The following is a 23,710-nucleotide window of genomic DNA, read 5'->3' on the forward strand; positions in this document are numbered from 1 at the left end:
GTGGCGCGCTTTGTTGCTCCGGTGCATCCTCCGTCCGCAGTGACCGCAATCGATCTTCCGAGGTGAGCCGTGGTGCACGGTTTTCACGTGCTGTGCGACGTTCTGCTCAAGAACCTTGAGCCAGCCTCCCCAGCAGCACGAACCCAGGCCGAGAGCGTGCCGCGGTCGCGAGGCTCGGGCACGACATACTCGCGTCCGCCGATGTCGTACCCGATGATCTGACCTGTCGTCAGGTGCGGGTTGCCCGCCGAGATCCCGCCGTTACCCGTCGCGTGCGAGTCGTAGTCACCCTCGTGGCGTCCGCTCGCGTTGCGATCGAGGTCGGACAGCATGCGTCGGTAGCCTTGCAGTGCGAGGTGCTGCTCGTGCTCGCGCTCGTACAGCTGCTTCCATGACTGTTGCACGCCGTCGATGCTGACGTTGCTCAGGTGCGCGTCGGACGGTTCGCCCTGTGGCTCAAACGCTGCGTGGAGAGCGGTGCGCTCACTCAGGAACGACAGGATTCCGCCCGCGAGGAACTCGCCGACCCCATACCCTGCGTCTCCGTCGAGCGCCTTGTCGATGAACTCAGCAAGCGCGATCCGGTCGCGGTGTTCGGACGGTTCGCCCTGTGGCTCCGATCCGTTGGACCGAAGCGCGACCAGACCCTCAGCATCCGGGCAGTCCTCGACGCTCGGCTCCGGTACCTCGGTGCGACGGAAACTGAACCGCACCAGGATCACATCGGCGAGCATCTCCGAGAACGTACGCCCCTGCGACTCCTCGGTGAGCGGCGCTTCGAGGATCGCGACCAGCGCTTCCCGCTCGTCGTCGGTAGGGGTGAGAGCCGCGATGATGAGGTCACGCACCGCCTCGGCTTCGTCCCTTTCAGCCCGGCACGCGTCGTGCTCAGCGTTCGTGACGACGCGGTCGTTCTCGACGAGCATGGAGTCAGAGGTCGCGGTGTCGATTACAGCGCGCAGTCTCTCGATCAGCTTCTTGTTGTCGGTCACTGTTCGTTCTCCTGGTCGTCTTCGTGGATGCCGAACCGGGTGACCTCGGCCAGTTCAGACGGGGTGAGGTCAGTGGTGGGCTGCTGCGCGCCCGACCTTCGATGGATGCTGTGGACGTCAATGACACGACGCATTGAGAGCTCGTACTGCCCTGATTCGAGGGCGTCGAGGATCTCCACCGAGCCGGCGTCCTCGCGGTTACTCAAGTCCCAACCGCCCCCGAGGGTATTGAGCGAAGACCGGACGAGTCCGGGGCCGGTGCCGTTTCGACGTCCGTCCATGCGTCCGGTAACGGTGTACTCGACTGTGCCCTTCGGATGGAACGGCGCCTGCCTCACCGCGACGACATGATCGTCGTTTCGGTGAGTGACGGTCCACCATGCGCGCTCCCGCGAGTCAGGTTGGAAGCGGATCTGGTCACCGACTGCGATCTGAGAATGATCTACCTGCTCGTGCTGGCTTGTGCGCTTGCTCATGTGAGTCTTTCCTTCGTGAGTTGGTCGACCTGTTCGGGCCGGTGGGTGATGTCAGTGACGATCAGCTCGAAGTGGGCTGTGTCGGTGTCGCGTTTCTCGATTCGGGGTGCGATCTTCACGCACCATTCGGGGCTGTCGTCCGGGACGAGGTGTGCGGACACTCCCCTGTCGGATGCGAGACCATCAGCGGCGGCTTTTAGGAGCGGGAACACGTTGTCGGCGTCCCGTTTCCGGTTGTCCGTCACGACCCACACCAGTTCCACCTGCATGCGGCCCATGGTCGGGATGCGGGCGTTGCGGGCGAGGGTGACGACGAGTGCACGCACCTCCGCCGTGGACTTCGCTTTCGGTGCCCAGTGGCCTCGGTAGTTGGCTGACAGCCCCTTGGGTGGGCGGTCGTATGGGAGCTCGAGAGTCCAGGTCATGACGACGAGTCCTCCGCCGTGAGCAGATCGGTGAGCTTGGGCGCTGCGATCTCCGCTTCGAGCTCATGCAGGTACTGACATGCGGTCCGCCAGTACGAGGGCTTGAGCTCGATGCCGCGCGCTCGGCGCCCAAGCCGGACCGCAACGTGGAGTTCCGACCCGACGCCGGCGAATGCCGAGAACACCACTCGTGCACGACGGCGAGCGATGAACTCGGCGTATGGAACCGGCGTCGTCATGTGTTCTCCTGGAACGAAGAAGCCCCCAAGGTTGCGGGGGCTGGGTTGGGGGTTGGACGCCGGTTCCGGTCCGGGTTGCGTTCATACCCGGCGTTGCGGCGTGACCCGGTGACTTGGCGGCGGTTGAGGCCGAGCTTGGTCGCGATTTCCCGGTCTGTGAGTCCCGCGTTGAGGAGTTCGCGGAGGGTGTGGCGTGGGATGAGTGCGAGGCCGTCGCCGCGTGCCCTGTTGGCGGCTGCACGGCGGTCTTCTCGGCTTGCCCCGGCACGTACACCTGGGCGGGCTCGTTTGGCTCTCAGATCGGCTTGTGCGGCTTCCTGTGCCTGCTTCTGTTCGGCGGCGACGATCTGTGCTGGGGTCATCCCTGCGTTGATCTGTCTCCTGAACGCCCAGTCCCCTGCGTAAAGGCGTTGCACGTCTACGCAGGCAACTGGGCTTGGGCAGCGAGAGCCCCGACACCCAAGCGTGAACCCATCAACAGTTCCGTGCGGGAATCCTTGATCGTGCAGAATTTCGGAGCTCATTGCTCCCCCTTCCTTTCGCGAGCGCAGCGCGCACGGCTCTGGTCTTTTCGGCAAGTTCGACAGTTTCGACTTCCGGTCGAAGGGATGACATACAGGTTGTCTCCCGACAATGGATGCCCTCGCAGGCAGTGGGTCTTCGCCGCGTTGACTGCGGAGAAGTTGACACCTCGGAGCGTGTTCTCCCGCGATGTCACCGCCTCGAGATGGTCCGGATTGACACAGGATCTGTTCCGGCACAGGTGATCGATGACTAGACCGTCCGGGATCGCACCAAAGCGCAGCTCATAGGCAATGCGGTGCGCCTTGGCCATCGTTGGGCGGCCATCGGGAAGCGTGATGGCGAAGTGCCCGTAACCCCGATGCTTGACGCCCGTCCACTCGACGCATCCGGCCTCGGTCACGCGGGTCTTCGCCATGAATCGCTCCTGCAGCGACTTCTTCTCGAGATCCATACCGATCCCGAGCTTTCGCCTGGCGTGGTGGAGACTGCACATGCCCTTCGCATGGTGCGGCTTGTCGCACCCGGGATGTTCACAGACCCTCGGCTTGCGAATCCCCTTCATGCGATGTCCTTCTCTCGTTCGCCGGCGAGGTATCGCCGTAGCTGTTCGGTCTTCTCCTGGAAGGTGACGGCGAGGGTGTCCTTCACGGGGAGGGCGACGATTCGTTCCCGGTGGAGCCTGCGTCGTCGTGTGGGTGAGTTCTGGAGGTCGGTGATGAAATCGGTGAACCATTCGTCTGAGAGTCCCCAGTCGGTTGGCCGTCCTGGTGTTGGGGGCATGTCTTCCTCCGTCAATGGGAAAGGCCACCAGCCCGTGTGGGTGGTGGCCTGCGATCGGTCAGCGGTCAGATGAGCGCTGATTCGTGGATGTACTGCTGCACCTCGGCGGGCGACTTCGTGATCGACCCGATGATGTAGCTCGTGGGTGCTCGCGGTGGTTGTGGGATCTTGTTCAGGATCCACATCGACACGTTCACCACGTCGGGCGGTGCGAGTATCAGGCCGAGCTTGTCGTCAAGGTGCTTCCGCACCCGGGCGACGTCGATCCCGTACTGCGAAGCGAGGGTGCTCTTGTACGGCTCCGCAGATTGCTCGTCCGTCCCGACGCTCGCGCGTGTATCTCGTGACTGACTCTCTGAAAGGTGAGTAGAGTCCGGGGACGGGGACGGGGACGGGGGGAATCCCCCGGGAATCGCAGAAGGGATCGCAGGTGGGATCGCACCTGCGATGCAGTGCGAGCACCCCTCGACCTGGATACCTCTAGCGACGTGCCAACGGTCGTGATTCCCGAGCGCTGACGCATCCTGCTTCTTCTGTCTTCGCTCCTTCGAGACAACCGCGTCAGGCTGGTAGTCGTCCCAGTCGTGGAACAACCAGGTGCGGTTGTCCTGCTGGTCCCACAGCCCCGCATTCGTGAGCTCTGTGGCTGCGTCTCTGTCGGCAGCAAGCATGCGGATGATCCCGTACGTCACCACCCCATCCGTCAGATGCTGTGCGGCATACGACCCGGCACGCACCCAGAGGGCAACCGCCTCGGCGGACAACTCGACGACCTTCGGATGAGACCAGAACTGGTCATCTACCTTGAACCAGGGCACCGTTCACCCTCCTTTCAATCGACACATCGGCATGGCCTGATACAGAAGCAGTCCGGGCAGACGACCTCACGGGGTCCGATGTCGAACTTGGACCGCTTCGGGGTGCACTGGTCGTGCCGCAGCTGGTCATCGTCGTCGTACCTCACCGCGTCTCCGGGGTGGATGCGAGATCCGCATTCCGCGGCGCAGACGCCGTCGTAGCGGGCCGGGAACACGTGACCGGGAGTCATGACAGCCCCTCGTTGATGCGAGCGATCGTGTCGTCGTCCAGACCTCGGAGGCCGAGCGCACCCGTGTACGGGATCGGCTCAGGGAGCGCCCGAGGGTTCGCGAGCACGAGGTGATGCGCCTCGTCTTGTGCCCACTCGGAGCAGTAGCCACCACGCGCGATCAGGCCACCGGCACCGTTCCGAACCGGCAGGGCGTCGAACGCTTCGCGATCCGTCCGGTAGAGGTCCACTGCGTGCTGGATGCTTTCGTCGTAGCACTTCGCGGAGTCATGTACATCCGCGAGGTCGACGACGCCGATGATGTGTCCGCGGTCAGACCACGCAGGATCGAACTTCTTGGGCTGGGCCGTGCGCGCGCGGTACCAATCGGAGTGCTGCAGCCAGAGCGATTCGGGGGCGGCCTCAGCGTCGGCGCGTGCGACGTGAATCGCAACCGGCCCCCGGTATCCCCCGGCCACGTTCCGCACCCGGTTCTCGATGTCCTTCCCGCCGTGGATGATCGCCCAAGCCCAGGGCTGGCGAACAGTCAGGATTCTCATGGTTAGTCCTTCAGGTAGATGAGTCCCCAGTGGTGCAGGAACAGTTCTTCGGCGGGGTCGCAACGCCCAGATGGGAGCGACCACCCTTGAGGCGGGTTGGGTCCGTGAGCGAGCCCGTGACAGCCGGTGTGGTTCCCCCACCCGCACAGTGCGACGAGATTCGACAGGGTGTGCTTGCCGCCACGTGACCGGTACTTCCGGTGATGCAGTTCGAGGGGTGCGATCTTGCCGCACCCCTCGCATCTGCCCTGCGCCCGCTCATGCACTGCTGCACGGACCTTCGCGGGTATCGCGCTCACGTCCGGAACCTGATGAGCTCGGCCAGGTGGTCGGCTTCACTGAGCCGCAACGGACGTTCGCCCTTCTCGATCTGGGAGACGGTGGCCTGTGACCACTTGAAGCCGCGGGTGGTCATGACGAGCGCCAGCCCCTTCTGGGACAGCCCAGGCATCTTCTCCCTTGCCGCCTGAACCTCGGCGCCGATCTGCTCCTCGGTCTGTGGTTCACGGATCTTGGCCGGCTTGGCGCCGTCGAGGATGCCAAGGTTGCGGAGTGCCCTTGACCTTGCGATGGTGTCGGCAGACTCGAGGGGCGAACCGGCGATGATTGCGTTGTCGTCCTTCGTGGAGCCTTGTGCCCATGCGGTCGCATCCGGACGTGACACCATCCCGAATCCGGGGCGCTCGAGGTAGGCGGCGGCGTTCATCACGTAGGTGACATGCCCGTCCGGGTGTTCCAGAACCCGGTCAAGGGTGGCCTCCACGTACCCGTTCGGGTGCTGCTCGCGGAATGCGGCGAACCGTTCCGCTGCAGTCACGAACTCTTCATCCATGACCTGTGCGTGAGGTTTCGGGAGACGGGATCTCCTCGTGTCCTCAGGGATGGCAATGTCGGTCATTCTGGAACCTCGATTCGTCTGCGAGCGATGCGAGGCTTGACGCCCCGATCTGCCCGTCGAGCTCGCGCTCGGATGGCTTCACAGATGCGGCACCTGCGTCCGTAGCCGTTGCCGTGTGGAAGGGTGTTCTCTGCGTTGAACTCGTGGCCTCGGATGCAGTGCGTCTTGCGTCCGTTCTCAGAGTGGGGACTGTTGCTTCTCCGCCCGTTCTCCAGCGCGCTCACGGGTTCGAGGTGATGCGGGTTCACGCACCGTCGATGCGGGCAGTCACGTGCCAGAGTGCACCTTGTGAAGTCATGGCACCTGTGGTCGATCTGAACGCTGCTGTCGAGTGGCCCGTTCAGGAGCATCCAAACGACGCGATGCGCGCCCGCCGCGTTGGCGCGACCACCATCCGGGTAGGCGCGCCCATACCCGAAGCTGTCGACCCACCCTTGCCACGGCCAGCACTCTTCTGGGCTGAGATCGTGGAACAGCAGAGATCGCTTCATCGTCGGCCAACGCCGCTTGCCGATGGCCTCAGCTATTCGATCTCGGCTGTACGAGTTCGAGCCCGTTGTCATTGAATCTCTCCTGGTACTCATAGATGGCGTACATCGGGACGTCGAGAATGCCGATGGCTCCCCCACTGCGGTTCGGATAGCCCGGCCAAGAGCCGGACTCGACACACCGTGCGTAAAGCTCGCGTGCCGCTCGAGCTTTCTGTGTGCCGATGCGCTGACCGTCTTCGCTCAGCACATGCACGTTGGCGAGGTACGGCGCTGAGGTCTCGACGACAACGAACAGCCACGGCGGACGCTCCCCCGTGATCAGCTCGTACAAGTGCGAGTACCAGCCGAACTGGATCTCGTACCCGAGACTGAACGCCTGGCGCGCGAACCCGGACTCGGATGCGTCCCCCGCGGTCGTCTTGAGGTCGGCGATTCGCTTGCTGAGGTAGTCCAGGCGTCCTCGCATCGGAATGCCTGTGATGGGGTCGGTCGCGAACATGGAGACCTCCGCATCCCCGCCCTCGAAGAGCGCGCGAGCGGTCGGGTTCGACAGCACCGATTCGGCCATGATGTCCACCACCCGTGCAGTGACGCGCTTCACGGGGATCAGTCCCCGGTCGCGTGCGTCAGCTTCGAAGGCCTTCGCGGCCTTGGTGGAGATGGCACCGTTCGATGCGAGCACGTTGTCGAGCTCGGTCCCGTCGTACTCGAACCGTTCCGGGCCGTTCCCATCCGGGTAGATGGCGATGCCAGCGCCGACGCCGAGCACCTTCGTGTGGACACTGGACCCCAGGTCGAAACCAGCCTTGGGCTCTTCCGGGTGCTCCGCGTAGTGGCGGTAGTGCGCCGGGGACTGGAGGATCTTCTTCGCCCCGGTGGAGCTCAGGCCGGGCTGACGGTGGTAAAGATGCTCATCAAGTCCATGAACAAGTCCTGAGTACGTCATGCTTTCCGCGCCTCCCTGTACTTCTTCTCGTTCTCTCGCGCGCACGCTCTGCACTTCTGATGCCCCTTGGCGTTCACGCGGGTGTTCTCCTCGTCGAAAGCGTGACCACGGACGCACTCGGTCTTGTGGATGAGGCGCCGGTCACCTCGCGCTCTGCGCTCCGCGGTCTGACGGGCCGTGACCGCGCGCGAGCAGACACGACAGCGTCGTCCCCCGTCTGGCTGCGTGTACACGTTCGCCGGATTGGTGATGTCGTGGCCGTGGCGGCACTCGGTGCGCACACCTCCGTACCCGCTGGCGCCACGACGAACGTTCACTGCGGGAGGCACAGCTTCGAGGTGTTCGGGCCTCACGCATTTGGTGTTCCGGCACAAGTGATCGATGTGGAATCCGTCGGGTATCTCGCGTCCGGATAGTCGGTATGAAACGCGGTGGGCGTAGTCGTTCTTTCCGGAGCGGCGAATGTTCCCGTACCCACCAGACGTCGTGCTTCCGCGCCACTCCCAGCACTCGCCACTGCGATCAACCTGATCCCAGAACTTCTCAGGCTCAGCGGTGAACACGTCGGTCATGTCTGGTCCTTCCAGTAGGTGTGGGGGCAGTCCATCCACACGGTCGGGTTATGGGTGATGACCACTTCGTCGCGGTCAAGGCATAGGGGGCACGTCATGAGCAGATCTCGAGACTGACGATGTTGAGGTTCTCGAACGTGGCCTGTTCACGGGCGTACTCGTAGGCGCGATGCCATGCGGTGAAGACAGCGATGCGGGTTTCGCCGTGCATCACTCGCCACGCCCCATATGCTCCGTGAACGACTCTCCAACGGTCTTTCATGTCTGGTTCCTTTCACCCAAAGCAGGCCGTGCAGGCGCAATGGGGGACGATGATGGGCCGACGTGTGCACGCCAGCGAGGGGTTGTGGGGCGGCTGGCCCGGTGTCGGGTGTGCGCACTTCGGGCAGTCAGGGTCCCCCATTGAGGAGCACGAGCCCGTAGACGAACCACCCACCAGCGAGGGCGCCAGCGATCCCTGAGGACACGGCAGTGAACGTTGCCCACGCCCGGGTGTCACGGAGGGGTACGAGGCGGATGGGTCTGGTGTCGGCACGCTCCACCAGGACAGGAGGGATGCTGTTTGCGGTCATGACACGCTCCGACTCTCGGCATCTGCCGAGAGCGTGGGCATCAGGAGGCGGGATCGCCCCTGCTCGTCCCACACGTCCCCGATGAACGTGGCTTCCTCATCCACGGCGAACAGGTAGCGGCCGTTCACGAGGCCCACGGTGGTGTACGGTGCGACCCCTGCGGGATGGAACATCGACACTGCGTAGGGCGGCTCGCCGACGTCGCCCATGAGCGCCTCGGCGTCGTCGATGAATGCCCACGCGCGCTTGACCGGATCTCCCCACGTTGCGGGACCACCGGGAAGCCCGACCGACAGCGCCTCGGCCAGCGTCCAGGTCTTCTCGTCGTGCCAGCACTCGTCGGCCATATTGCTATCCCGGCACCCCGGGCAGACGTACTCAGACATCGCTCTGCCTCCGAATCTCGACATCGGCGGGAGCGTGCAGCGGGCACGGCCCCATCGGCGGTTGGACGTTGTACTCGACGTTCATGCGCTCACGCTCAGCGCAGTACGGGCACTTCTCAGGCATGGTCTTGTCTCCGAATCTCGTGGTTGTTGGCCTGTCGCCCGCTCCCTGAGCAGGCGAGGCATTCGATCTCGTTCTCGTAGTCGGTCCCTTTGCGGACCGTGGTACTGCCCCACCCGAAACAGGGACGGCAGTAGTCATGGATGGCCGGGTTAGGTCTGCGCTCAGTCGTCATCGACGTCTTCCCACCAACACCAGCCCCGAGGGTTCCGCGGGAGTTACGGCGGATTCCTGCCCGCCTACAAACTCAAGAGACCGCGAACCCGAGTGCCCGTGCGCCGATCTGCGAGCGCACGCACGGGCCGAAATGGCTAACAGGTGCATGGGTGCTCAGCGCACGTGTGGCCGTCGCGTGAGTCCTCCTGTGACAGGTGCTCGCACGGTTGCGGGCACTCCGGGGTGAAGGCGAATGCGGCACGCAGTGACATCCGGACTCGATGTTGCTCAAGTGAGCTCACGGGGCCACGATCGCTGTCCCGTAGTCGTTCGCCACACCCGCATCGGGGTACATCATCTTCTCCGTACGCCCATCGTTCGTGCTTCCACTCCTCGAGCAGATACCGGTCGAGGATCGCGTCGGATGGCTCCTGGATCGACTGCATTCGGTCGAGGAGTCCCGTAAGCCGTTCGAGTCTGAGCCGTGCAATGTGCGACTCGACGTCCCTGTCTCGGATGATCTTCTCCACGGCTGCGACACCCGATTCGAGCGCCGTGCGGGCCTCTTCGTAATGGTCATGCCAGCTCATCGGCCTGCTCCTCTTGCTTAAATCGGTATCCCCGCATGAAGCCCGCAAGCCACACGGCCTTCAGAGCAACGTGACCCTTGTGCTCGTCGGGACAGATATCCATACCGGCCCGCATCGCCTGTATGGCATTCGAGTCAGTCATCGCCTGCCTCCTTCGCATTCGTGATCCACCGGCCATTCCCCGGTCGGATCGGAGTGGTGTTCGCCCCAACAGCGGAAGTGCATCGGACCACCGTCCACACGGGTGTCGGGTCCAGGGCGTCCGCAGCAGTAGCACCGGATCATCGTGTGCTTCGTTCGTCGATGTCGGCTTGTGCTGTGGCGCTGGGAGCTTCGGTCGTCTCCCCGCAGTCATGGCACGTCATCCGCACCATGCCTCGACCAATGTGGAGAGACGTGAAGCTCTCGTGCGGGCAGGTGTCGGGGCGCTCTGCTGGCATCAACTGTCCACACCTACACGGGCTTTCCTGGCCCTCCGGACCCCAGTCCGCCTCGCATGCCTCGTCATGCTGGGCACTCATAGCGTTTCCCAATCGCTCGTCGGCACGAACCGTCCACCGGAGACGACACCGCGCAGGATTGACGTCGGGCGCGCTTCGCTGTGCTCTTCCTCGCGGTGGGCGATCAGGTCGCCGTCGAGGCGGAAGTACAGCAAGCACTCACCACATTGGATATCCGAGTGACTACTCGGGCACTCATGTCCAGCCATTGAACAGCCTCTCTCTAGTGATGTTCGTGCGCGCCGATGACTGGCCACCGGTGTACTCCCTGGTTCACGCGGACACTAACCCTGTGCCCTGGTTCACGGCGACTAACCCCGTGCCATCCGCTTGACCCTTCGCGGCTGGTTCCGCCCGTGTTGCACGGCGGCGAACTGTCGAATCTTGTACGCCTATTGGCGTTTCCTTTCCTTCGACCCCTAAGCCCTACGTCGCCCGCTCCAGCACGACGCCCAGCCAGCCGCACCAAAGGGTCGCTTGCAGGGGTTCACGCCGCCGTGGTTGACCCCACGATGGTGGGGTGCGGTATTCGGTGACGTTCCGCTCGCAGTTCTCGTAGCCGGGGCGCGTACCCAAGGCGACCTCCGATATCCCGAGGGATCAGCGAGGGGTTACTCCTGCGAGTTCTGTTCAGTTGAAAGCGGCCCGTTTCCGGGTACGCCGAGTAGCGCTACCCCCAGCGACGGGGAGTAGAGCCGGAACCTGTAACGGGGATCAGCCGGTTCGGCGCCGCCAAGTGCAGTGCGCCTGCTTGCCAAAGTGGACTAGCCGAGATCCGCCATCTTGAGGAACATGGTGGCTACGCGGCCAAGAGGAAGCATGCGGTCCTCGAAATACTCGCGATAGGCAAGCAGGATCGGGTTCGTCGGGTTGGTCTGCGGGTACAGGGTGGAAGCGAACTGACTCAAGATGCACTCTCCTCGACCACGCGTGCGTGCTCATCCCACGCCCTAGCGACGCTGCGAAAACGGCGGGCGTTCTCGCGATAGACGGATGCCAGAGGTTCCACCTCTGACGGGCCGAGCCGGTCGTGAACCAGTCCGCCGTGATCGGTGCGCTTGGCCTTCGATCCCCACATCCACCGGGCGAAGGGCTGATCCGCATCGAGTGTCATCGAGAAAGACTTGCCGTCACCGTGCGCGGTCACGGTTCCGAGCTCTCCGTAGTCCACGTACTCCTTGCGTCCGTACGTACGCATCACTCGCGTTCCGATTTCGGGACGTTTCTTCATCGCACACCTCCTGCGCTCTTACATGCGTACGGACGGGAGTCTCGACGGACACCAGAACCAGTAACCACGACCGGATCGGTTGCGTCACGCTCAGCCCAATACCGGGCCGACGCGCGGAACTCCAGAACGAGGTAGCAGTACGTCGCGAACACGGCGCCACCGATCGCGAACCAGAGAGGAATGGTGTCAATCACGCCGCGTCCTTCCACCACGATCCGAGCGAGTTCGTGCCGCGGAGGCCGGCGTTGTAGATGTCGGTGACGGCGGCGGCGACACAGGTCGGGATGGGCTGTCCGGTCTTCTCGCGGATGAGTGCAGCCCGGTTGAGGACACCCTTCACGCCGCCGCTAGTCGCGTTGAGCTTCTTGATCAGGCGCTCCTCTTCGATCCGCCCGTCGTAGCGGCCACGGAACAGAGCCAGGCCCGTGATGATCACGGACTCGAACCCGCGGTCACCGAAGGCTTCGCGAATCACGTAGAGGGTGCCGACGAGCCCGCGGGGACCGTGCTTCTTGTAGGCGGACGTCAGCGCGGTAACTGCGGAGATGGCGCCGTGCGACTGAGCTCGAGCGACCTTGAGGTCGAGCGAGCGGACGATGCGATCAACGTCGGTCTCGATGGGGCGGCCTGCCGTGACGCCGACCTTGAAGCGGTCGTACGCGGAGACCGCGAGGACTTCGTTGTGCTGGAGGAACTTCTCGGCCTCCTGGTCTTCGGTGAGGTCGAAGTACGTCCATGCGGTGACCTCCCACTCCTCGAACCCTTCCCCGAAGAACTCCTTGAGGGCCGTGTAGCGGTGCTGGCCGTCGATGAGCCAGTAGAACCCGTCTCTCCTTGAGACCGTGAGGGTGCCGAGACGCTCCATGTCGAGCGAATCGACGATCTTGTTCACGCGCGCCGCGTTCACGTCACGCTGTGCTGCCGGCGAAATTCGGATGTCGGCCAGGCGGATCGTCCGGAGCTGCGCCTGACGCTTGATCTTCTTGGCCGCGTCGATGGGCGTCACGGTTGCCGTTGCGTTACTCACCACTGATCTCCTTCAGTCGGTTCTTCATTCGATTGATCGCACGGAGGGGGGAGGTGAGTCGTTGCAGCAACTCGGCCGCCTGCTCCGGCGTGATGCTCTCAAACTCCACGAGCCCAAGAACGCTTTCGTCGGCCTCGATACTGGCGACAATGCGCTCCAGCACGTCCAGGCCGTTGATCCTCTTCGTCTTCCCCAGAACCTCATCGGCGGGAAAGGTGATGCCGCGCTGAGCTGCGCCCTTACGCATGCCCTTCTCCGACATGCCGACCTTCTTCGCGATCTGGGCAGAAGTCAGGCGATCGTTCGCGAGGTCCGCGATCGTCTGCCACTTCTCCGCCTGCGCCTCCGAGAACGTCGGCAAGTTCTTGATCTTGCGGACGACGTTCGACCGCGAGAGGTTGCCCTCCTCCTCCGCCTCGTCGAGAGCTTGCGTGACGTGCTCGGGGTCGGCATCTGCCATGGCATAGATGTCAGCCGCCTCCTTCGAGCTGGGAAGGAACTCCTTGGGTGATCTGCTGCTACTCTCCACGTCAGCAGCAGCAGATCGCCCATACTGATTCGCCACCGTGGCACGCTGACCATTCGTGCGGATCTCACCGGCTTCTTGCCCCCGACGTACCGCGCGGCCAAGCGCGTCTTCTGCGCGACGCTGTGTCTTCTGCGCCTTGAGTACGATCTCGCCGCTCAGCTCTTTCTGGCGGGCGGCTTCGGTCACCGTGGCAACGAATGCGTTGAAGTCCTTGATCTCGTACACGGTGGACTGTCCGAGGTTGGCACGGTCAATCCACTGATTCGCCTGCTCAAGGGACTGGGTGACGACGATCTCCTGGTTCGCCTTCGGGAGCGAGTCAAGAAGCGCAACATCAGTCACTGCGGTACCCTGGGCGTACTGATCTCCATCAGTCCCAGCCCCAGCGTGTTGCAGCACTGCTGGGGCTACTTCGTTCACGACCAGGGCGCTCATGCAACACGCCCTGGTTTCTCGTCCGGCAGGCTGTCGAACCAGCGCATGAGCTCCGTGAACTTCACGAGGGGCTTGCTGCCGAAGTACTTGGCGGGCAGCTGGTTGTTCTTGATCGCCTTGGTGATGGAGTCTCTCGACAGGCCAACCTCTGCGGCGGCATCATCGACGGTCAGCCCGATGGGCTTTCTGCTGTCAGTCTTGCTTTCCGCGCTCACGCGGCCTCCTCCATGAATCGAGTGGCAGGGGTGCGCAAAAAGCCGCCGACACGCACCAGTTCATCGAGCTGGAAGTCGACGCGCCCAGAAAGGCGGTCCTCCAGTTCGGGAGTGGTGATGTCGGCGGCTTGTGCGACAGTGTTCAGGTCGAAGCCGGCCTCGCTGATAGCGAGGTCGACTCTTCTTGCGATACCGATTCCGGTTGCTTGCCTGTCCATATCGATAGGCTACATGCCGATAGCGATGGCTGCAAGCCGTTAGTGAAAGTTTTTCAGTCGATTTCGATGGATTCGGAATCTAAACTGGTATCCATGTCCCCTTCGCAGCCACTGATCAGCCGAGTCGCAGCCGATGTTCTCACCGGTTACTACAAGAGGAAGCGGCTCACACAAGAGGAACTGTCCGAGCGATCGGGAATCCCCCTTCCAACGCTGCAGAAGAAGCTGAAGGCGAACGCCCCGATCACGGCTACGGACCTCGTGATGCTCTCCCGCGCAATCGGGGTTGATCCCGTCGATGTGATGGCCGAGATCATGAAGGACACCGAACATGAGGAGCGGCTAGCGTCCGAGGGTATCCCTACGATCGCTAATCAAGCCCGCAAGAAGAAGCCATCCGAGATGACTGAGGAGGAGTTGGATGCATTCGAAGGAGAATCCGCAGCCAACACGGACCCTGAGCTTGGCTTCGACGAGCCTGACGCTCCCTAGGGGGCGCGCCTACGATCCTTTCGAGCACGCGGACGCTCTCGGCATCCCCGTGTATGTGCGCCGGCTCCGGACGGCGAACGGCCGCTACTTTCGCGAGTACGGGGAGATTCTTCTCAGTGACCGTCTTCGAGCACGCGACCTGCGGCTCACGCTCTCCCATGAGCTCGGGCACGCTGAGTTGCTGCACCCCGATGATCGCCCGAAGCACGAAAAACAGGCCGACCAGTTCGCCGCACAGAACTTGATCTGTCCGGACGAACTGGCCGACCTGTATGGCTGGTGCCGCGATGAGAGGCGGATCGTTGCCGAGCTCGGAGTGACGACGACGCTGTTTCGGTCGTTCATTCTCAGCCGGGCCGCGTGACCCTCGCTCCGCGAGATTCAGTGGATCGGGGACACTATCGGGTCCACCTGGGTGGTACTTTCTGTAGCAGGAGCGGGGCTTGAACCCGCGACCTCACGATTATGAGTCGTGCGCTCTAACCAGCTGAGCTACCCTGCCGCGAGGCATCCGTCCGCGTGAGAAGAATGCTTGCGAGCCCCGAGTCAGGATTGAACTGACGACCCCTTCCTTACCATGGAAGTGCTCTGCCACTGAGCTATCGGGGCGTGCTGCCCCTCGCGGGGCAACCGTACGAGAATACCATTACTGTGGCGTCCTCATGAAATCGAGCCGGTCACTCCTCCGCGGTCAGCGACGATCGACCGGCGTTCGCCTTGAGCCACGGCATCGGGTCGATGGTCGTTCCGTTGACAATGAGCTCGAAGTGCAGGTGAGCGCCGTAGGAACGACCCGTGTTACCCGTCTTGCCGACGATCGTTCCGACCTTGACGGTGTCGCCGGCCTTGACGTTGAGGGAGCCGTACTGCATGTGCGAGTAGTGGCTCGTGATGACCTGGCCGTCGATGACGTGGTCGATGTAGACCGTGACCCCGAAGGCCCCGCCCTGCTCTGTGGCGATGCGGACAGTGCCGTCGGCGATGGCCTGGATCGGCGCACCGTTGCCCGGCACGAAGTCGATGCCCTCGTGGAGGCGGCCGCTGCGCATCCCATAGCCGTAGCTCATGCCGACACCGACGAGGAACGGCCACTGGATGGCGGCGTCGGGGTCGTTCGTGAAGATCTCACCCGAGTAGTTGATGCCCTGCTCGGCGGCGACCTCGGCGAGCGAGACCGTGCTGAAGTCATCGGAGCGGGAGAGCGGGACGCTCTCGACGCCGGACGGTGCGACGAAAGCCTGGATCTCGTCCTCGGCCTCGTCCTTCGAGTCGGCGGCAGCAGCGGAGACCAACGACATGGATGCGGCCGAGCCGCCCCGCACACCGGCGACCGCCTCCGCGGGGAGCGTCATGGACACCGCGAGAAGCCCTGCGAGGCTCATCACACCTACGGTTGCTCCGACCGTGACCACCTTGCGGAGGTTACGGGGGCGACGAGGGGCCACATGCGAGGGGACGACAGGCTCAGCGTCCGAACTCGCTGCGGACGACGAGCGCTCAGCCGTGGAAACCGTCGGAACCGCACCTGTCGCGCGGAAGGCACGGGAAGCGCGCTCGAACGCGTCGGCTTCGACCGCCGGTCCACGCCCGGCCTCACCGGTTTCGCGGACCGGAGCCGCAGGAGCCTCGACCGGCTCCGAGGCGACAGGAACCGCGGGAACATCGGCGATCACCGGCTCCGAGTTCGTGGCGACGAAAGGCTCGATCAGCGCTTCCGTGACCACCTCGTCGGGTGCCGGCCGCTGACGGGCGGCGCGTCGGGAAAGGGGGGCGACAGCAACGAGGGCGACGGCAGTGGAATCAGCGGCAGAAAGGGGTGCCGTCGGTCCCGCCGCGGGGGCCTCGGAGGCCGCAGTGCGGAGTCGGCTAGATCGGCGCGTGGGCGCAGAGGCAGCCTGGGAGTTCTCGAGGGGCAAAGCGTTTCTCTCGGTCGTGCGTCGTGCTCGGGGGGCGCAAACTTTGACTTTCACCTTCGGGTGATGAAAGTAACGATCGGGTAAACCCTACCGTGACCAGGCTGAGAATGCCATGAATCGTTCACGGATTCTCCGCGAGGATCGCGAGCAGTCGGGCGTGCACATCGACTCCCCCCGCCACCAGCATCGGGCGTGGGGAGTCGACATCCGTTCGGGACACCACGCCTCCGGCTTCCTCGACGAGGAGCGCACCGGCGGCGAAGTCCCAGGGGCGAAGGCCCCGCTCGAAGTAACCGTCCAGTCGCCCCGCAGCGACGAAGGCCAGGTCGAGTGCGGCCGCACCCATACGTCGCACATCGCGAGCCATCGGCATGACCCGCGCCACGGTCGCGATGTCGCCTTCGTGGGTGGCGGGGTCGTAGCCGAAGCCCGTGGCGAGGAGAGCGCCGGCCGGGGTCGTGTCCGTCACCGCGAGACGAATGCCGTTCGACCAGGCGCCATGACCTCGCGCCGCTGAGAAGGTCTCTCCCAACGCCGGGGCGTTGACGGCGCCGGCGAGCGCTTCCCAGGTCTCGGGATCGGGTTCCCCGCGGACCGCGCCGATGCTCACGTTGTACGCCGGGATGCCGTACGCGTAGTTGACGGTGCCGTCGATGGGGTCGACGATCCACGTGATCCCGCTGCTCCCCGCTTCGGCCCCCGTCTCTTCGCCGAGAAAGCCGTCGTCCGCCCGCGCCGCGCGGAGACGCGAACGGATGAGCGCTTCGACCTCTCGGTCTGCGTCCGTGACGATGTCGGCCAACGACGACTTGGTCGCCGCCAGGCGCACCCCTTCCTGTCGTCGAAGTCGCGCGAGCTGCCCTGCTTCCTCGGCGATCTCGGTCGCGAGGTCGCGGAGTTCGAGTTCCAGCGTCACTGTTCGGGCTGCCGGGGCGCGGGCGGCGGCGGCGGGAAAGCCTGCGAAGCCTCCTGCGGGGAGGCCGGGATCTGCGTGGCCGGGGCAGGGGGCATCGGGTGCTCGCCCGGAGTCGAAGGCGCGGGCTCTGCGGGCTGCGAGAACTGCGGCGGCGCGAACTGAGACGCAGCGGGCTGCGGCGGCGCGGGCTGCGGCGAGACGGGCTGCGGCACGACGGGGAACCCCGAGACGGGCGCTTGCGGGAGTGCCTGCTGGGGCGGGGCGACCGTCGGGTACCCGGTGTAGTAGGCGTTCCAGTCGGGCGATGCATCGGGCAGCGCCGGAAGCGGGGTGATGCCATCGGCGTAGGTCGGCCACGACGGCGCCGACGCGACGGCACGGTTGGCCGGGGTCTTCTTCTTCGGCGCGAAGAGCGCATTGAGCAACGGGATCAGCGTGGTGCCAACGGCCACGAGGATCGTGAGTGCGACCACGATGCGCCAATACAGCTCGCCGTAGTGGAACGTGTGGGGGAAGGCGAGGAAGAACACGAGCATGCCGACGAGACCGACGAGGAAAGTGACCGTCACGATGTAGATCACTCGGGTGAAGGTCGTGACGTATCGCTGCGCTGCCGGCGTGAACAGGCGCACGTGCAGCAGGGCCAGCTGGAGGATGCCGATCACGAGGAGCAGCTGGAAGAAGCGCTCGGCGCCGAAGTAGAACCCGTCCTCCGGGAGCCAGATCTTCACGGCGCCGACGAGGAGAGCGACGATCCAGCTCACCATGCTCGCCAGCTGCAGCCAGTCGGGGCGGTTCGGCGCCAACCCGGCCTCGAGGATCGCGATTCCCGCGAACGCTGCCAGCAGCAGGATCGTGAGGAACGCACGACCGATCAGACCGTCTTGGTCACCGATGAGCACCCAGATGACGCACACGAGGGCCGCGGCGATGAGAGCGCCGATGGCGATCCACAGGGAGCCCCTGATCAGCAGCGACATGTTCTTCTTCTCACCCTGCGGTCGATGCGTGGTGATGTCCGGCTGGGACATGGCGTTCCTCTCGTCGAGCGGCGATGCCTTCATCCTGCCATGCGCGCCGACGGTTGCCAGGGGTTCGACCCCGTCGCGAGAAGTCTGTTGACCCTTCGGGTCTGGGGAGGAGAGGTCAGCCGGTCTTCTTCGCCGACGCCGCAGCGAACGCCGCGACCCTCGCCTGCGCGTCGGGTGTCTCGAGGGCGGCACCGATCGAGCGCGCCTCTTCGCCCAGCTGCTCGACGAAGGAGCGTTCCGGCTGCTCGCGCACCAGCCTCTTCGCCTGACCGTAAGCGTCGGCGGCACCCGCCAGCCAGAAGCGTGCGATCTCCTCACCGCGCGCTCGCACACGCTCCGCCTCCGCGGCGGCGTCCTCACCCTCGACGGCCTCGGCGACGAGTCCCCACTCGACGGCCTCCGCTGCGGTGAGCAGCCGATCCTGCAGGACGAGCTGCAGGGCACGGCGCTGGCCGACGGCACGAGCGAGCTGAGCGGAGACCGACAGGTCTGGGGTCAGACCGATGTTCGCGTACAGGCTACCGAGCTTCGACCGCGAGCCCACGACGGCGTAGTCGCTGCACAGCAGGATGCCCAGGCCACCTCCCGCGGTCGTGCCGTGGGCCGCGGCGACGACAGGCACCGCTGATTCCGTCAGCGAGCGGATACCGGAGTTGATGACCTCGGCAAGCGCGGTGATCTCCGCACCGGACGCGCCCATGGTCGTCGCCATGTCGATCACGTCGCCTCCCGCGCAGAACGCAGGACCCGCGGCATCGATGAGGATCGCCTTCACGTCGGTGCGCGACGTGGCCTCGGCCGTCGCGTCCTTCCAGGCGTGCGCCAGGTCGGCGTTGAACGCGTTGAGCCGAGCGGGCCGGTTCAGTGTGAGCCGAGCCATCCCCTCTTCGACGGCGAACAGGATGGCGTCAGTCATGGCTTCTCCTTCGAGCACAGAACGTGTCGCACCAGCGTAACCGCGATCAGACCCGCTCCCAGACCTGCGAGACGAAGCTCTCCATGCGCCGGCGCGTGCCGTCGAGACGGAAGTCGACCTGACCGGGCGACCTGACCTCGTTCGGTGCGAGCGGGTGCGCGAGGCGCACGTTCTCGTGGCAGGAGAGGTCGGCGCACATGTAGGTGCCGAACGAATCCCCCCGCTTGCCCGCTTCGCCTGCTCGACGGGCGGAGAGGAGGGCGACCTGGTTCCCCGGCTGCATCGTGTGGCAGATGTTGCACATGCCCGACCTCGCGCGACCGGGGTCCGTCGCACGCAGCACCACTCCGATCACCTCGTCGTCATGCGGGATCAGCACATAGCCGCGACGGCTCGCTCCGGGGTCCTGCCAGGCGAAGAAGTCGAGGTAGTCCCAGTCGACGAGCAGAAAGTCATGAGGCATCTCCATCAGACGCAGCTCGTCATCGTCCGCATTGACGAACGATGCCCGGACTTCGGCTTCGGTGAGCGGTCGCATCTCTCCAGTCTAGGAAACCGTTCGCGGGGGCGGGGTGGGGACCCCCCGCCCCGCCCCCGTTCTGCGAATCGACTCGAGCCGCGTCAGCTCCCCTGCAGTGTGTCCGCTCTGGCGTTCACCTCTGCCAGCGCGGGTGCTCGTTGCGCGCGCCACCCCTCCTCGACCAGCGGCACGACCTCTCGCAGGAGCACGCGGGCGCGATCAATCGTCTCGGCCCTGTCGAGCACGGCCGGATGGATGCCCAGCACCAGCTCGTCGGTCAGCGCGATCGTGGGGTCGGCGAGCAGATCGGCGGCGAGCGCCTCAGGGCTCCCCCAGGCGAAGTTGTCCGACAGCAGCTGGTCCGGGATCGACAGCGACAGATCCACGCGTCCGGCTGCAGCGCTGGCGACGTTCCAGCGGGCGGTGCGCTCTCCGGCGAACGCGAGGGCTTCCTCGGTCGTGCGGCCGGGGAAAGCGGAGCGGGAGGTGACGACCCAGGGAGTGCGCGTCGATCCCCAGGTGTCCGCGAAGACCCGACGATACTCTCGCACGGAGTCCGCCTGGCGCCGCTGGAATGCCGCCCGTGCATCAGGGTGCCGCTCCGGCCCGTTGCCGAACCGCTCCAGGATGAAGCCGTCGCCGGTGCGCCCCGCGAAACGGATCGTTCGATGTTCGAGCTGCCGTGGAACAGCCGTCCCTCGAGCGCGGTGTTCTGTGGCCAGATCGCGCCCGTGCCCCCATCGACCACGCCTCCCTGGAGCGCCCAGTGCAGACGGTCGATCTGATTCTCGAAGCTGGTGTCGCGGTCATTCGTCCAGGTGTGGAACACGTGATAAGAGTCGGAAGGGACTCCCTTCCCGAGGCCGAGCAGCAGCCGCCCACCGGCGAGATGGTCGATCGCGGCGACCTCCTCCGCGGCGCGCACAGGATCGTCGAGGATGATCGGCAGCACCGCGGTACCGAGTCCGATCGTGCTCGTCGCGGCGGCGAGCGCCCCCAGAAACCCGTACGGGGAGGGAAGAGCCGCCCACCCGGAGTGGAAGTGCCGTGTGGCGATCCAGGCGCTGTCGTAGCCGAGCTCCTCGAGCTCCTGGATCAGACGGATCGTGTCTCGATAGACGAATCGCGGATCCTCGCTGTGGTCGAGGTGCGTGATGAAGCCGATACGCAGACGGTCACCGATCGTGGTAGAGCCGAGGGGCAGGTCGGTGCCTCCGAACGGGGAGGTTGTAGTTGCGGTCATCCGCGGGCCTCCTGCACGCGAGGGCCGGCACTGAGCGCGCGCTCGGGAATGCGGGGATCGACATAGTCGACGGCCGTGCGCACGGCGTCCGCCTGCAGCGCGGGCAGTTCCGCCGCGAACAGCTCGATCGCCGTCAGCGCCTGCAGTTGGCTGATCCCCGGTCCCTGGAACTGGATCGCGGTCTGCTCGGTGCCGTCGAACTGGTCGTTCCACTCATGGACCTTGTCGGCGACCTCGGGTGCGGTGCCGATCGCGAAGCTCAGCTGCTCGGCGATGTCGTCGTAGTCCTCGGAGTCCACCCCTCCTGTCCAGTCCAGACCGAGATAGATCCGCGCGTACGTGCGCAAGAACTCCAGCGCTCCGGCGCGTGCGGCGTCCTTCGTCTCGGCGACGAGACCGGATCGAAGATGGATGATCTCTCCGCCGGGTACGGTGGCGCGATACTCGCGGCTGAACCGCAGTCGTTCCTCCAGCGGGAGCGGACGCGGGATCATCAGCCGGTAGCCGTGCCGGGCCGCCAGGCCGATCGCGTTGCGGCCGGCCGCCGTCCAGATGAGGTCGCGTGCGGGACGCCCCGCCGGCGGCGAGATCTCCACACCGTGGAAGGAGTAGTACTCCCCCTCGAAGTCGACGACCTTCTCATCGATCGCCTGCCGCAGGATCTCGTGGACCTCGGCCGACCGCGCGGAGGACGAGGCCTTGTCGATTCCCCACACGGCGAAGAACTCCTCCGAGCCGACGCCGCTGCCGACCCCCAGATCGAGCCGCCCACCGGATACCGCGTCGAGCAGCAGCGCCGACTCCGCGAGTCGGATCGGGTGGTAGAACGGGGCGCACACGATCGAGGTCCCGAGCCGGATGCGGCTGGTCACTCCGCTGAGTCGTGCGAGGAAGAGCAGCGGGTCCGGCACCTCCCCGCGCATCGTGAGGTGGTGCTCGGTGATCCAGACGCCGTTGTATCCGAGCTGGTCACCCAGGATCACCTGTTCCTCGATGTCGCGATAGAGCGAGACCGGACTCTGTCCGGGCGAGACGTCTCCGTAGTAGAAGAGATCGATGCGTGGCATGTGCTGGTCCTTTTCCTCTCAACAGGGGTGGTGCGTCACTCGGAGAGCCAGGTGTCGTAGAACGAGTCGGTGTAGCCGACGGCGTCGAAGGTCCATCCGTGAACGGCCGGAGTGGTGCCGACGATCTTCTTCGGGATGTACAGCGGAACCGCGAAGCCCCCGTCGAGGATGCGGGCCTGCACGATGTGCGCCGCTTCGATGCGCGCCTCGGGGTCGCCGTCGGACTGCACGATCGCGTACTGCGCGTCGATGACCTCGTCGTTCAGCAGGCCGTAGTTGATGCCGTTGCCGCCGTTGCGCGGGTCGGCGCTGGAGGTGAAGGGCGAGACGGAGGTGCCCACATCGGCGTAGCCGCGGGAGGCGTCAGCGAGGTTGTGCTCGTTCTTCGCGATCGCCGCCGTGAAGGAGGCGGTGTCGAACGGGATGCGCTCGACCTCGAATCCGGCGTCCTTGAGCGAGGAGGCGATGGCCTCGCCGAGCTGCTGACGCTGATCGGTCTGCACGTACAGGCTGTCGAAGTACCAGTCGATGTGCAGACGCTCGCCGTCCTTGACCCGGTAGCCCGCGGAGTCGAACTCGTCCCAGCCCGCTTCGTCGAGCAGTTCCTGCGCCTTGTCGAGGTCGTAGCCCCATGAGCCCTCCAGGCTCTCGTCGTAGGCGCCGACCGGCGGGGTGCCGGGCAAGGTCGTCGTCCAGGAGCGGCTGTAGACACCGCCGTAGACGCTCTTCAGGAGGGCATCGATGTCGATCGCCTCTCGGAACGCGAGGCGCACGTTCTTGTCGTCGAAGGGAGCGATGTTCGTGTTCAGCGCGAGATAGTAGGGCGTTCCCGTGTTGTCCTGCGTGATGACGGTGTTGCCGGCCGCCTCGACCTCGCCGATGTTCAGCGGCGGCACCTGATCGATCGCGTCGGCCTGCTTCGAGTTGAGAGCACCGATGCGCGCCTGCGTCTCCGGCACGAACTGGATGACGACCTCGTCGAGGTAGGCGGGCCCCTCGTGGTCCGCGGTCTCGGGTGCCCACGCGTAGTCGGGATTGCGCTCGAGCACGAGCTTGGATCCCTTCGCGTATTCCTTGACGCGGAAGGGGCCGGTCCCGATCGACAGGGCCGGGTCGGTCCCGAGCTCGGCGGGGGTGTGCTCGCTGAGCACCTTGCCGGAGTAGATCGGCCAGTGCGGGGTGGAGAGCGCGTGGATGAACGCGGCGTTCTTGCGACCCAGGGTCACCTGCAGCTCGTCGTCGCTCAGGACAGCCGTGGAGACGATGGCATTGCCCGCAGTCGCCAGACCGACCTCGTTGAGCGGTCGGTCGAGGTTCTGCTTGAGCACAGCCGCGTTGAACGGGGTTCCGTCATGGAAGACGACGTCATCGCGCAACGTGAAGGTGTAGACCAGTCCGTCGTCGCTGATCTCCCACCCTGTGGCCAGATGCGGCTTGTACGTGCCGTCCTCCGCCTGCACCACCAGCGGGTCGAAGATGCTGCTGTTGATCGAGTTCAGGTTGAGGGAAGGGACCTTCTATCCGTCCCAGGTCCCGGGCTCGGTGTTCGCGAGATAGGTGAGCGTCCCACCGGAGACCGGCGAGGCGTCCGCGGCATCCGACGACGACGGCGCCGATGCGCCGCCGGCGCAGGCGGACAGGGCGAGGGAGGCGGTCAGGACGGCGCCGAGCGCGAATGCTGCTCGTGTTCTGTTCATG

Annotated in this window: 33 protein-coding genes, 2 tRNA genes and 1 pseudogene; 2 read left to right on the forward strand and 34 right to left on the reverse strand. The window is 65.0% G+C overall.

The annotated features are described in order from the left end of the window. Positions 1-83 precede the first annotated feature (83 nt). From HDC31_RS12995 to HDC31_RS13095, 22 genes are all read right to left on the reverse strand, one after another. Entirely contained in the window at positions 84-992 is a 909-nt protein-coding gene (locus tag HDC31_RS12995; protein ID WP_179516183.1) for a hypothetical protein, read from the reverse strand. Continuing rightward, positions 989-1,468: a hypothetical protein gene (locus HDC31_RS13000; RefSeq protein WP_179516184.1), complete on the reverse strand. Its 480-nt coding sequence runs from the start codon at positions 1,466-1,468 to the stop codon at positions 989-991. The genes HDC31_RS12995 and HDC31_RS13000 overlap by 4 nt, the downstream gene beginning before the upstream one ends. Next, positions 1,465-1,893 (reverse strand): hypothetical protein, encoded by a 429-nt coding sequence (locus HDC31_RS13005; RefSeq protein WP_113680905.1) that lies wholly within the window; start codon positions 1,891-1,893, stop codon positions 1,465-1,467. The genes HDC31_RS13000 and HDC31_RS13005 overlap by 4 nt, the downstream gene beginning before the upstream one ends. Next, a complete protein-coding gene (locus tag HDC31_RS13010) occupies positions 1,890-2,132 on the reverse strand; it encodes a hypothetical protein (RefSeq protein ID WP_113680906.1) in 243 nt (80 codons plus the stop codon). Before HDC31_RS13010 ends, HDC31_RS13005 begins: the two co-directional genes overlap by 4 nt. 520 nt (positions 2,133-2,652) lie before the next feature. Then, a complete protein-coding gene (locus tag HDC31_RS13015; protein ID WP_218867778.1) occupies positions 2,653-3,108 on the reverse strand; it encodes an HNH endonuclease signature motif containing protein in 456 nt (151 codons plus the stop codon). 107 nt (positions 3,109-3,215) lie between these two features. After that, entirely contained in the window at positions 3,216-3,437 is a 222-nt protein-coding gene (locus HDC31_RS13020) for a hypothetical protein (RefSeq protein ID WP_179516185.1), read from the reverse strand. Between the two features lie 65 nt (positions 3,438-3,502). After that, the gene (locus tag HDC31_RS13025; RefSeq protein WP_136053460.1) at positions 3,503-3,688 is read right to left on the reverse strand and encodes a hypothetical protein; all 186 of its coding nucleotides are present in this window, start codon (positions 3,686-3,688) and stop codon (positions 3,503-3,505) included. A gap of 793 nt (positions 3,689-4,481) precedes the next feature. Then, on the reverse strand, positions 4,482-5,024 hold the full coding sequence (locus HDC31_RS13030; RefSeq protein ID WP_179516186.1) for a hypothetical protein: 543 nt from the start codon (positions 5,022-5,024) through the stop codon (positions 4,482-4,484). A 2-nt stretch (positions 5,025-5,026) separates the two neighbouring features. After that, a complete protein-coding gene (locus tag HDC31_RS13035) occupies positions 5,027-5,323 on the reverse strand; it encodes an HNH endonuclease (RefSeq protein WP_179516187.1) in 297 nt (98 codons plus the stop codon). Beyond that, on the reverse strand, positions 5,320-5,856 hold the full coding sequence (locus tag HDC31_RS13040) for a helix-turn-helix transcriptional regulator (protein WP_179516188.1): 537 nt from the start codon (positions 5,854-5,856) through the stop codon (positions 5,320-5,322). Before HDC31_RS13040 ends, HDC31_RS13035 begins: the two co-directional genes overlap by 4 nt. A 62-nt stretch (positions 5,857-5,918) precedes the next feature. Next, a complete protein-coding gene (locus HDC31_RS20595; RefSeq protein ID WP_374939224.1) occupies positions 5,919-6,506 on the reverse strand; it encodes an HNH endonuclease in 588 nt (195 codons plus the stop codon). Then, the gene (locus tag HDC31_RS13045) at positions 6,442-7,359 is read right to left on the reverse strand and encodes a PD-(D/E)XK nuclease-like domain-containing protein (RefSeq protein WP_179516189.1); all 918 of its coding nucleotides are present in this window, start codon (positions 7,357-7,359) and stop codon (positions 6,442-6,444) included. The genes HDC31_RS20595 and HDC31_RS13045 overlap by 65 nt, the downstream gene beginning before the upstream one ends. Next, positions 7,356-7,931 carry an HNH endonuclease signature motif containing protein gene (locus HDC31_RS13050; protein WP_179516190.1) on the reverse strand — a complete coding sequence of 192 codons (576 nt, stop codon included), beginning with the start codon at positions 7,929-7,931 and terminating at the stop codon, positions 7,356-7,358. Before HDC31_RS13050 ends, HDC31_RS13045 begins: the two co-directional genes overlap by 4 nt. A gap of 568 nt (positions 7,932-8,499) precedes the next feature. Continuing rightward, a complete protein-coding gene (locus HDC31_RS13055; protein WP_179516191.1) occupies positions 8,500-8,850 on the reverse strand; it encodes a hypothetical protein in 351 nt (116 codons plus the stop codon). 892 nt (positions 8,851-9,742) lie between these two features. After that, positions 9,743-9,898 carry a hypothetical protein gene (locus HDC31_RS13060; RefSeq protein ID WP_179516192.1) on the reverse strand — a complete coding sequence of 52 codons (156 nt, stop codon included), beginning with the start codon at positions 9,896-9,898 and terminating at the stop codon, positions 9,743-9,745. A gap of 375 nt (positions 9,899-10,273) precedes the next feature. After that, the gene (locus HDC31_RS13065; protein ID WP_179516193.1) at positions 10,274-10,411 is read right to left on the reverse strand and encodes a hypothetical protein; all 138 of its coding nucleotides are present in this window, start codon (positions 10,409-10,411) and stop codon (positions 10,274-10,276) included. 609 nt (positions 10,412-11,020) lie between these two features. Then, the gene (locus HDC31_RS13070) at positions 11,021-11,164 is read right to left on the reverse strand and encodes a hypothetical protein (protein ID WP_179516194.1); all 144 of its coding nucleotides are present in this window, start codon (positions 11,162-11,164) and stop codon (positions 11,021-11,023) included. Next, the gene (locus HDC31_RS13075) at positions 11,161-11,487 is read right to left on the reverse strand and encodes a hypothetical protein (RefSeq protein ID WP_113681510.1); all 327 of its coding nucleotides are present in this window, start codon (positions 11,485-11,487) and stop codon (positions 11,161-11,163) included. The genes HDC31_RS13070 and HDC31_RS13075 overlap by 4 nt, the downstream gene beginning before the upstream one ends. A 190-nt stretch (positions 11,488-11,677) precedes the next feature. Continuing rightward, a complete protein-coding gene (locus tag HDC31_RS13080) occupies positions 11,678-12,514 on the reverse strand; it encodes a DUF6551 family protein (protein WP_179516195.1) in 837 nt (278 codons plus the stop codon). After that, entirely contained in the window at positions 12,507-13,478 is a 972-nt protein-coding gene (locus HDC31_RS13085) for a hypothetical protein (protein ID WP_147251337.1), read from the reverse strand. Before HDC31_RS13085 ends, HDC31_RS13080 begins: the two co-directional genes overlap by 8 nt. Then, positions 13,475-13,693: an excisionase family DNA-binding protein gene (locus HDC31_RS13090; RefSeq protein ID WP_179516196.1), complete on the reverse strand. Its 219-nt coding sequence runs from the start codon at positions 13,691-13,693 to the stop codon at positions 13,475-13,477. Before HDC31_RS13090 ends, HDC31_RS13085 begins: the two co-directional genes overlap by 4 nt. Then, positions 13,690-13,911 carry a hypothetical protein gene (locus tag HDC31_RS13095; RefSeq protein ID WP_113681514.1) on the reverse strand — a complete coding sequence of 74 codons (222 nt, stop codon included), beginning with the start codon at positions 13,909-13,911 and terminating at the stop codon, positions 13,690-13,692. Before HDC31_RS13095 ends, HDC31_RS13090 begins: the two co-directional genes overlap by 4 nt. Positions 13,912-14,004: 93 nt before the next feature. Between HDC31_RS13095 and HDC31_RS13100 the strand changes: the two genes are divergently transcribed. Continuing rightward, positions 14,005-14,403 (forward strand): helix-turn-helix transcriptional regulator, encoded by a 399-nt coding sequence (locus HDC31_RS13100; RefSeq protein WP_113681515.1) that lies wholly within the window; start codon positions 14,005-14,007, stop codon positions 14,401-14,403. Continuing rightward, positions 14,333-14,767 carry an ImmA/IrrE family metallo-endopeptidase gene (locus HDC31_RS13105; protein WP_113681516.1) on the forward strand — a complete coding sequence of 145 codons (435 nt, stop codon included), beginning with the start codon at positions 14,333-14,335 and terminating at the stop codon, positions 14,765-14,767. Before HDC31_RS13100 ends, HDC31_RS13105 begins: the two co-directional genes overlap by 71 nt. A 64-nt stretch (positions 14,768-14,831) precedes the next feature. On the opposite strand, the gene HDC31_RS13110 is transcribed toward HDC31_RS13105, so the two are convergent. The 12 genes and pseudogenes from HDC31_RS13110 to HDC31_RS13165 all read right to left on the reverse strand — a co-directional run bounded on the left by HDC31_RS13110 (position 14,832) and on the right by HDC31_RS13165 (position 23,709). Beyond that, positions 14,832-14,905: transfer RNA gene (locus tag HDC31_RS13110), tRNA-Met, on the reverse strand. A gap of 35 nt (positions 14,906-14,940) precedes the next feature. Further along, a tRNA-Thr gene (locus HDC31_RS13115) sits at positions 14,941-15,012 on the reverse strand. Positions 15,013-15,080: 68 nt separating this feature from the next. Beyond that, positions 15,081-16,127 carry a M23 family metallopeptidase gene (locus tag HDC31_RS13120; protein ID WP_308472277.1) on the reverse strand — a complete coding sequence of 349 codons (1,047 nt, stop codon included), beginning with the start codon at positions 16,125-16,127 and terminating at the stop codon, positions 15,081-15,083. A gap of 313 nt (positions 16,128-16,440) precedes the next feature. Further along, positions 16,441-17,235, reverse strand: coding sequence for an inositol monophosphatase family protein (locus HDC31_RS13125; RefSeq protein ID WP_058633247.1), 795 nt, complete (start codon positions 17,233-17,235; stop codon positions 16,441-16,443). Beyond that, the gene (locus HDC31_RS13130) at positions 17,232-18,266 is read right to left on the reverse strand and encodes a hypothetical protein (protein WP_179516197.1); all 1,035 of its coding nucleotides are present in this window, start codon (positions 18,264-18,266) and stop codon (positions 17,232-17,234) included. The genes HDC31_RS13125 and HDC31_RS13130 overlap by 4 nt, the downstream gene beginning before the upstream one ends. 115 nt (positions 18,267-18,381) lie before the next feature. Then, positions 18,382-19,182: an enoyl-CoA hydratase/isomerase family protein gene (locus tag HDC31_RS13135; RefSeq protein WP_061017769.1), complete on the reverse strand. Its 801-nt coding sequence runs from the start codon at positions 19,180-19,182 to the stop codon at positions 18,382-18,384. 46 nt (positions 19,183-19,228) lie between these two features. Continuing rightward, on the reverse strand, positions 19,229-19,720 hold the full coding sequence (locus tag HDC31_RS13140; RefSeq protein ID WP_058633240.1) for an FBP domain-containing protein: 492 nt from the start codon (positions 19,718-19,720) through the stop codon (positions 19,229-19,231). Positions 19,721-19,803: 83 nt separating this feature from the next. Further along, complete coding sequence (locus HDC31_RS20275; protein ID WP_257022160.1) at positions 19,804-20,253, reverse strand: hypothetical protein; 450 nt, start codon at positions 20,251-20,253, stop codon at positions 19,804-19,806. 263 nt (positions 20,254-20,516) lie between these two features. Next, positions 20,517-20,945, reverse strand: a pseudogene (locus tag HDC31_RS20600) (LLM class flavin-dependent oxidoreductase); the annotation flags it as partial. Further along, a complete protein-coding gene (locus HDC31_RS13155; protein ID WP_061017746.1) occupies positions 20,942-22,012 on the reverse strand; it encodes an LLM class flavin-dependent oxidoreductase in 1,071 nt (356 codons plus the stop codon). The pseudogene HDC31_RS20600 and the gene HDC31_RS13155, both read right to left, overlap by 4 nt. 35 nt (positions 22,013-22,047) lie before the next feature. After that, complete coding sequence (locus tag HDC31_RS13160) at positions 22,048-23,475, reverse strand: ABC transporter substrate-binding protein (RefSeq protein WP_179516200.1); 1,428 nt, start codon at positions 23,473-23,475, stop codon at positions 22,048-22,050. Positions 23,476-23,529: 54 nt separating this feature from the next. Continuing rightward, entirely contained in the window at positions 23,530-23,709 is a 180-nt protein-coding gene (locus tag HDC31_RS13165) for a hypothetical protein (RefSeq protein WP_113680596.1), read from the reverse strand. Position 23,710: the final 1 nt, after the last annotated feature.

This window comes from Microbacterium sp. JAI119, from assembly GCF_013410135.1.
GTDB classification, from domain to species: domain Bacteria; phylum Actinomycetota; class Actinomycetes; order Actinomycetales; family Microbacteriaceae; genus Microbacterium; species Microbacterium oxydans.

Bases quoted from the DNA above. Each gene is read 5' to 3' on its own strand.
- HDC31_RS13000 (WP_179516184.1), bottom strand. From the start codon at position 1,468: ATGAGCAAGCGCACAAGCCAGCACGAGCAGGTAGATCATTCTCAGATC.
- HDC31_RS13005 (WP_113680905.1), bottom strand. From the start codon at position 1,893: ATGACCTGGACTCTCGAGCTCCCATACGACCGCCCACCCAAGGGGCTG.
- HDC31_RS13010 (WP_113680906.1), bottom strand. From the start codon at position 2,132: ATGACGACGCCGGTTCCATACGCCGAGTTCATCGCTCGCCGTCGTGCA.
- HDC31_RS13015 (WP_218867778.1), bottom strand. From the start codon at position 3,108: ATGGATCTCGAGAAGAAGTCGCTGCAGGAGCGATTCATGGCGAAGACC.
- HDC31_RS13020 (WP_179516185.1), bottom strand. From the start codon at position 3,437: ATGCCCCCAACACCAGGACGGCCAACCGACTGGGGACTCTCAGACGAA.
- HDC31_RS13030 (WP_179516186.1), bottom strand. From the start codon at position 5,024: ATGAGAATCCTGACTGTTCGCCAGCCCTGGGCTTGGGCGATCATCCAC.
- HDC31_RS13040 (WP_179516188.1), bottom strand. From the start codon at position 5,856: ATGGATGAAGAGTTCGTGACTGCAGCGGAACGGTTCGCCGCATTCCGC.
- HDC31_RS20595 (WP_374939224.1), bottom strand. From the start codon at position 6,506: ATGAGTACCAGGAGAGATTCAATGACAACGGGCTCGAACTCGTACAGC.
- HDC31_RS13045 (WP_179516189.1), bottom strand. From the start codon at position 7,359: ATGACGTACTCAGGACTTGTTCATGGACTTGATGAGCATCTTTACCAC.
- HDC31_RS13050 (WP_179516190.1), bottom strand. From the start codon at position 7,931: ATGACCGACGTGTTCACCGCTGAGCCTGAGAAGTTCTGGGATCAGGTT.
- HDC31_RS13055 (WP_179516191.1), bottom strand. From the start codon at position 8,850: ATGGCCGACGAGTGCTGGCACGACGAGAAGACCTGGACGCTGGCCGAG.
- HDC31_RS13060 (WP_179516192.1), bottom strand. From the start codon at position 9,898: ATGACTGACTCGAATGCCATACAGGCGATGCGGGCCGGTATGGATATC.
- HDC31_RS13075 (WP_113681510.1), bottom strand. From the start codon at position 11,487: ATGAAGAAACGTCCCGAAATCGGAACGCGAGTGATGCGTACGTACGGA.
- HDC31_RS13085 (WP_147251337.1), bottom strand. From the start codon at position 13,478: ATGAGCGCCCTGGTCGTGAACGAAGTAGCCCCAGCAGTGCTGCAACAC.
- HDC31_RS13095 (WP_113681514.1), bottom strand. From the start codon at position 13,911: ATGGACAGGCAAGCAACCGGAATCGGTATCGCAAGAAGAGTCGACCTC.
- HDC31_RS13100 (WP_113681515.1), top strand. From the start codon at position 14,005: ATGTCCCCTTCGCAGCCACTGATCAGCCGAGTCGCAGCCGATGTTCTC.
- HDC31_RS13105 (WP_113681516.1), top strand. From the start codon at position 14,333: ATGCATTCGAAGGAGAATCCGCAGCCAACACGGACCCTGAGCTTGGCT.
- HDC31_RS13130 (WP_179516197.1), bottom strand. From the start codon at position 18,266: ATGTCCCAGCCGGACATCACCACGCATCGACCGCAGGGTGAGAAGAAG.
- HDC31_RS13135 (WP_061017769.1), bottom strand. From the start codon at position 19,182: ATGACTGACGCCATCCTGTTCGCCGTCGAAGAGGGGATGGCTCGGCTC.
- HDC31_RS13140 (WP_058633240.1), bottom strand. From the start codon at position 19,720: ATGCGACCGCTCACCGAAGCCGAAGTCCGGGCATCGTTCGTCAATGCG.
- HDC31_RS13155 (WP_061017746.1), bottom strand. From the start codon at position 22,012: ATGCCACGCATCGATCTCTTCTACTACGGAGACGTCTCGCCCGGACAG.
- HDC31_RS13165 (WP_113680596.1), bottom strand. From the start codon at position 23,709: ATGAACAGAACACGAGCAGCATTCGCGCTCGGCGCCGTCCTGACCGCC.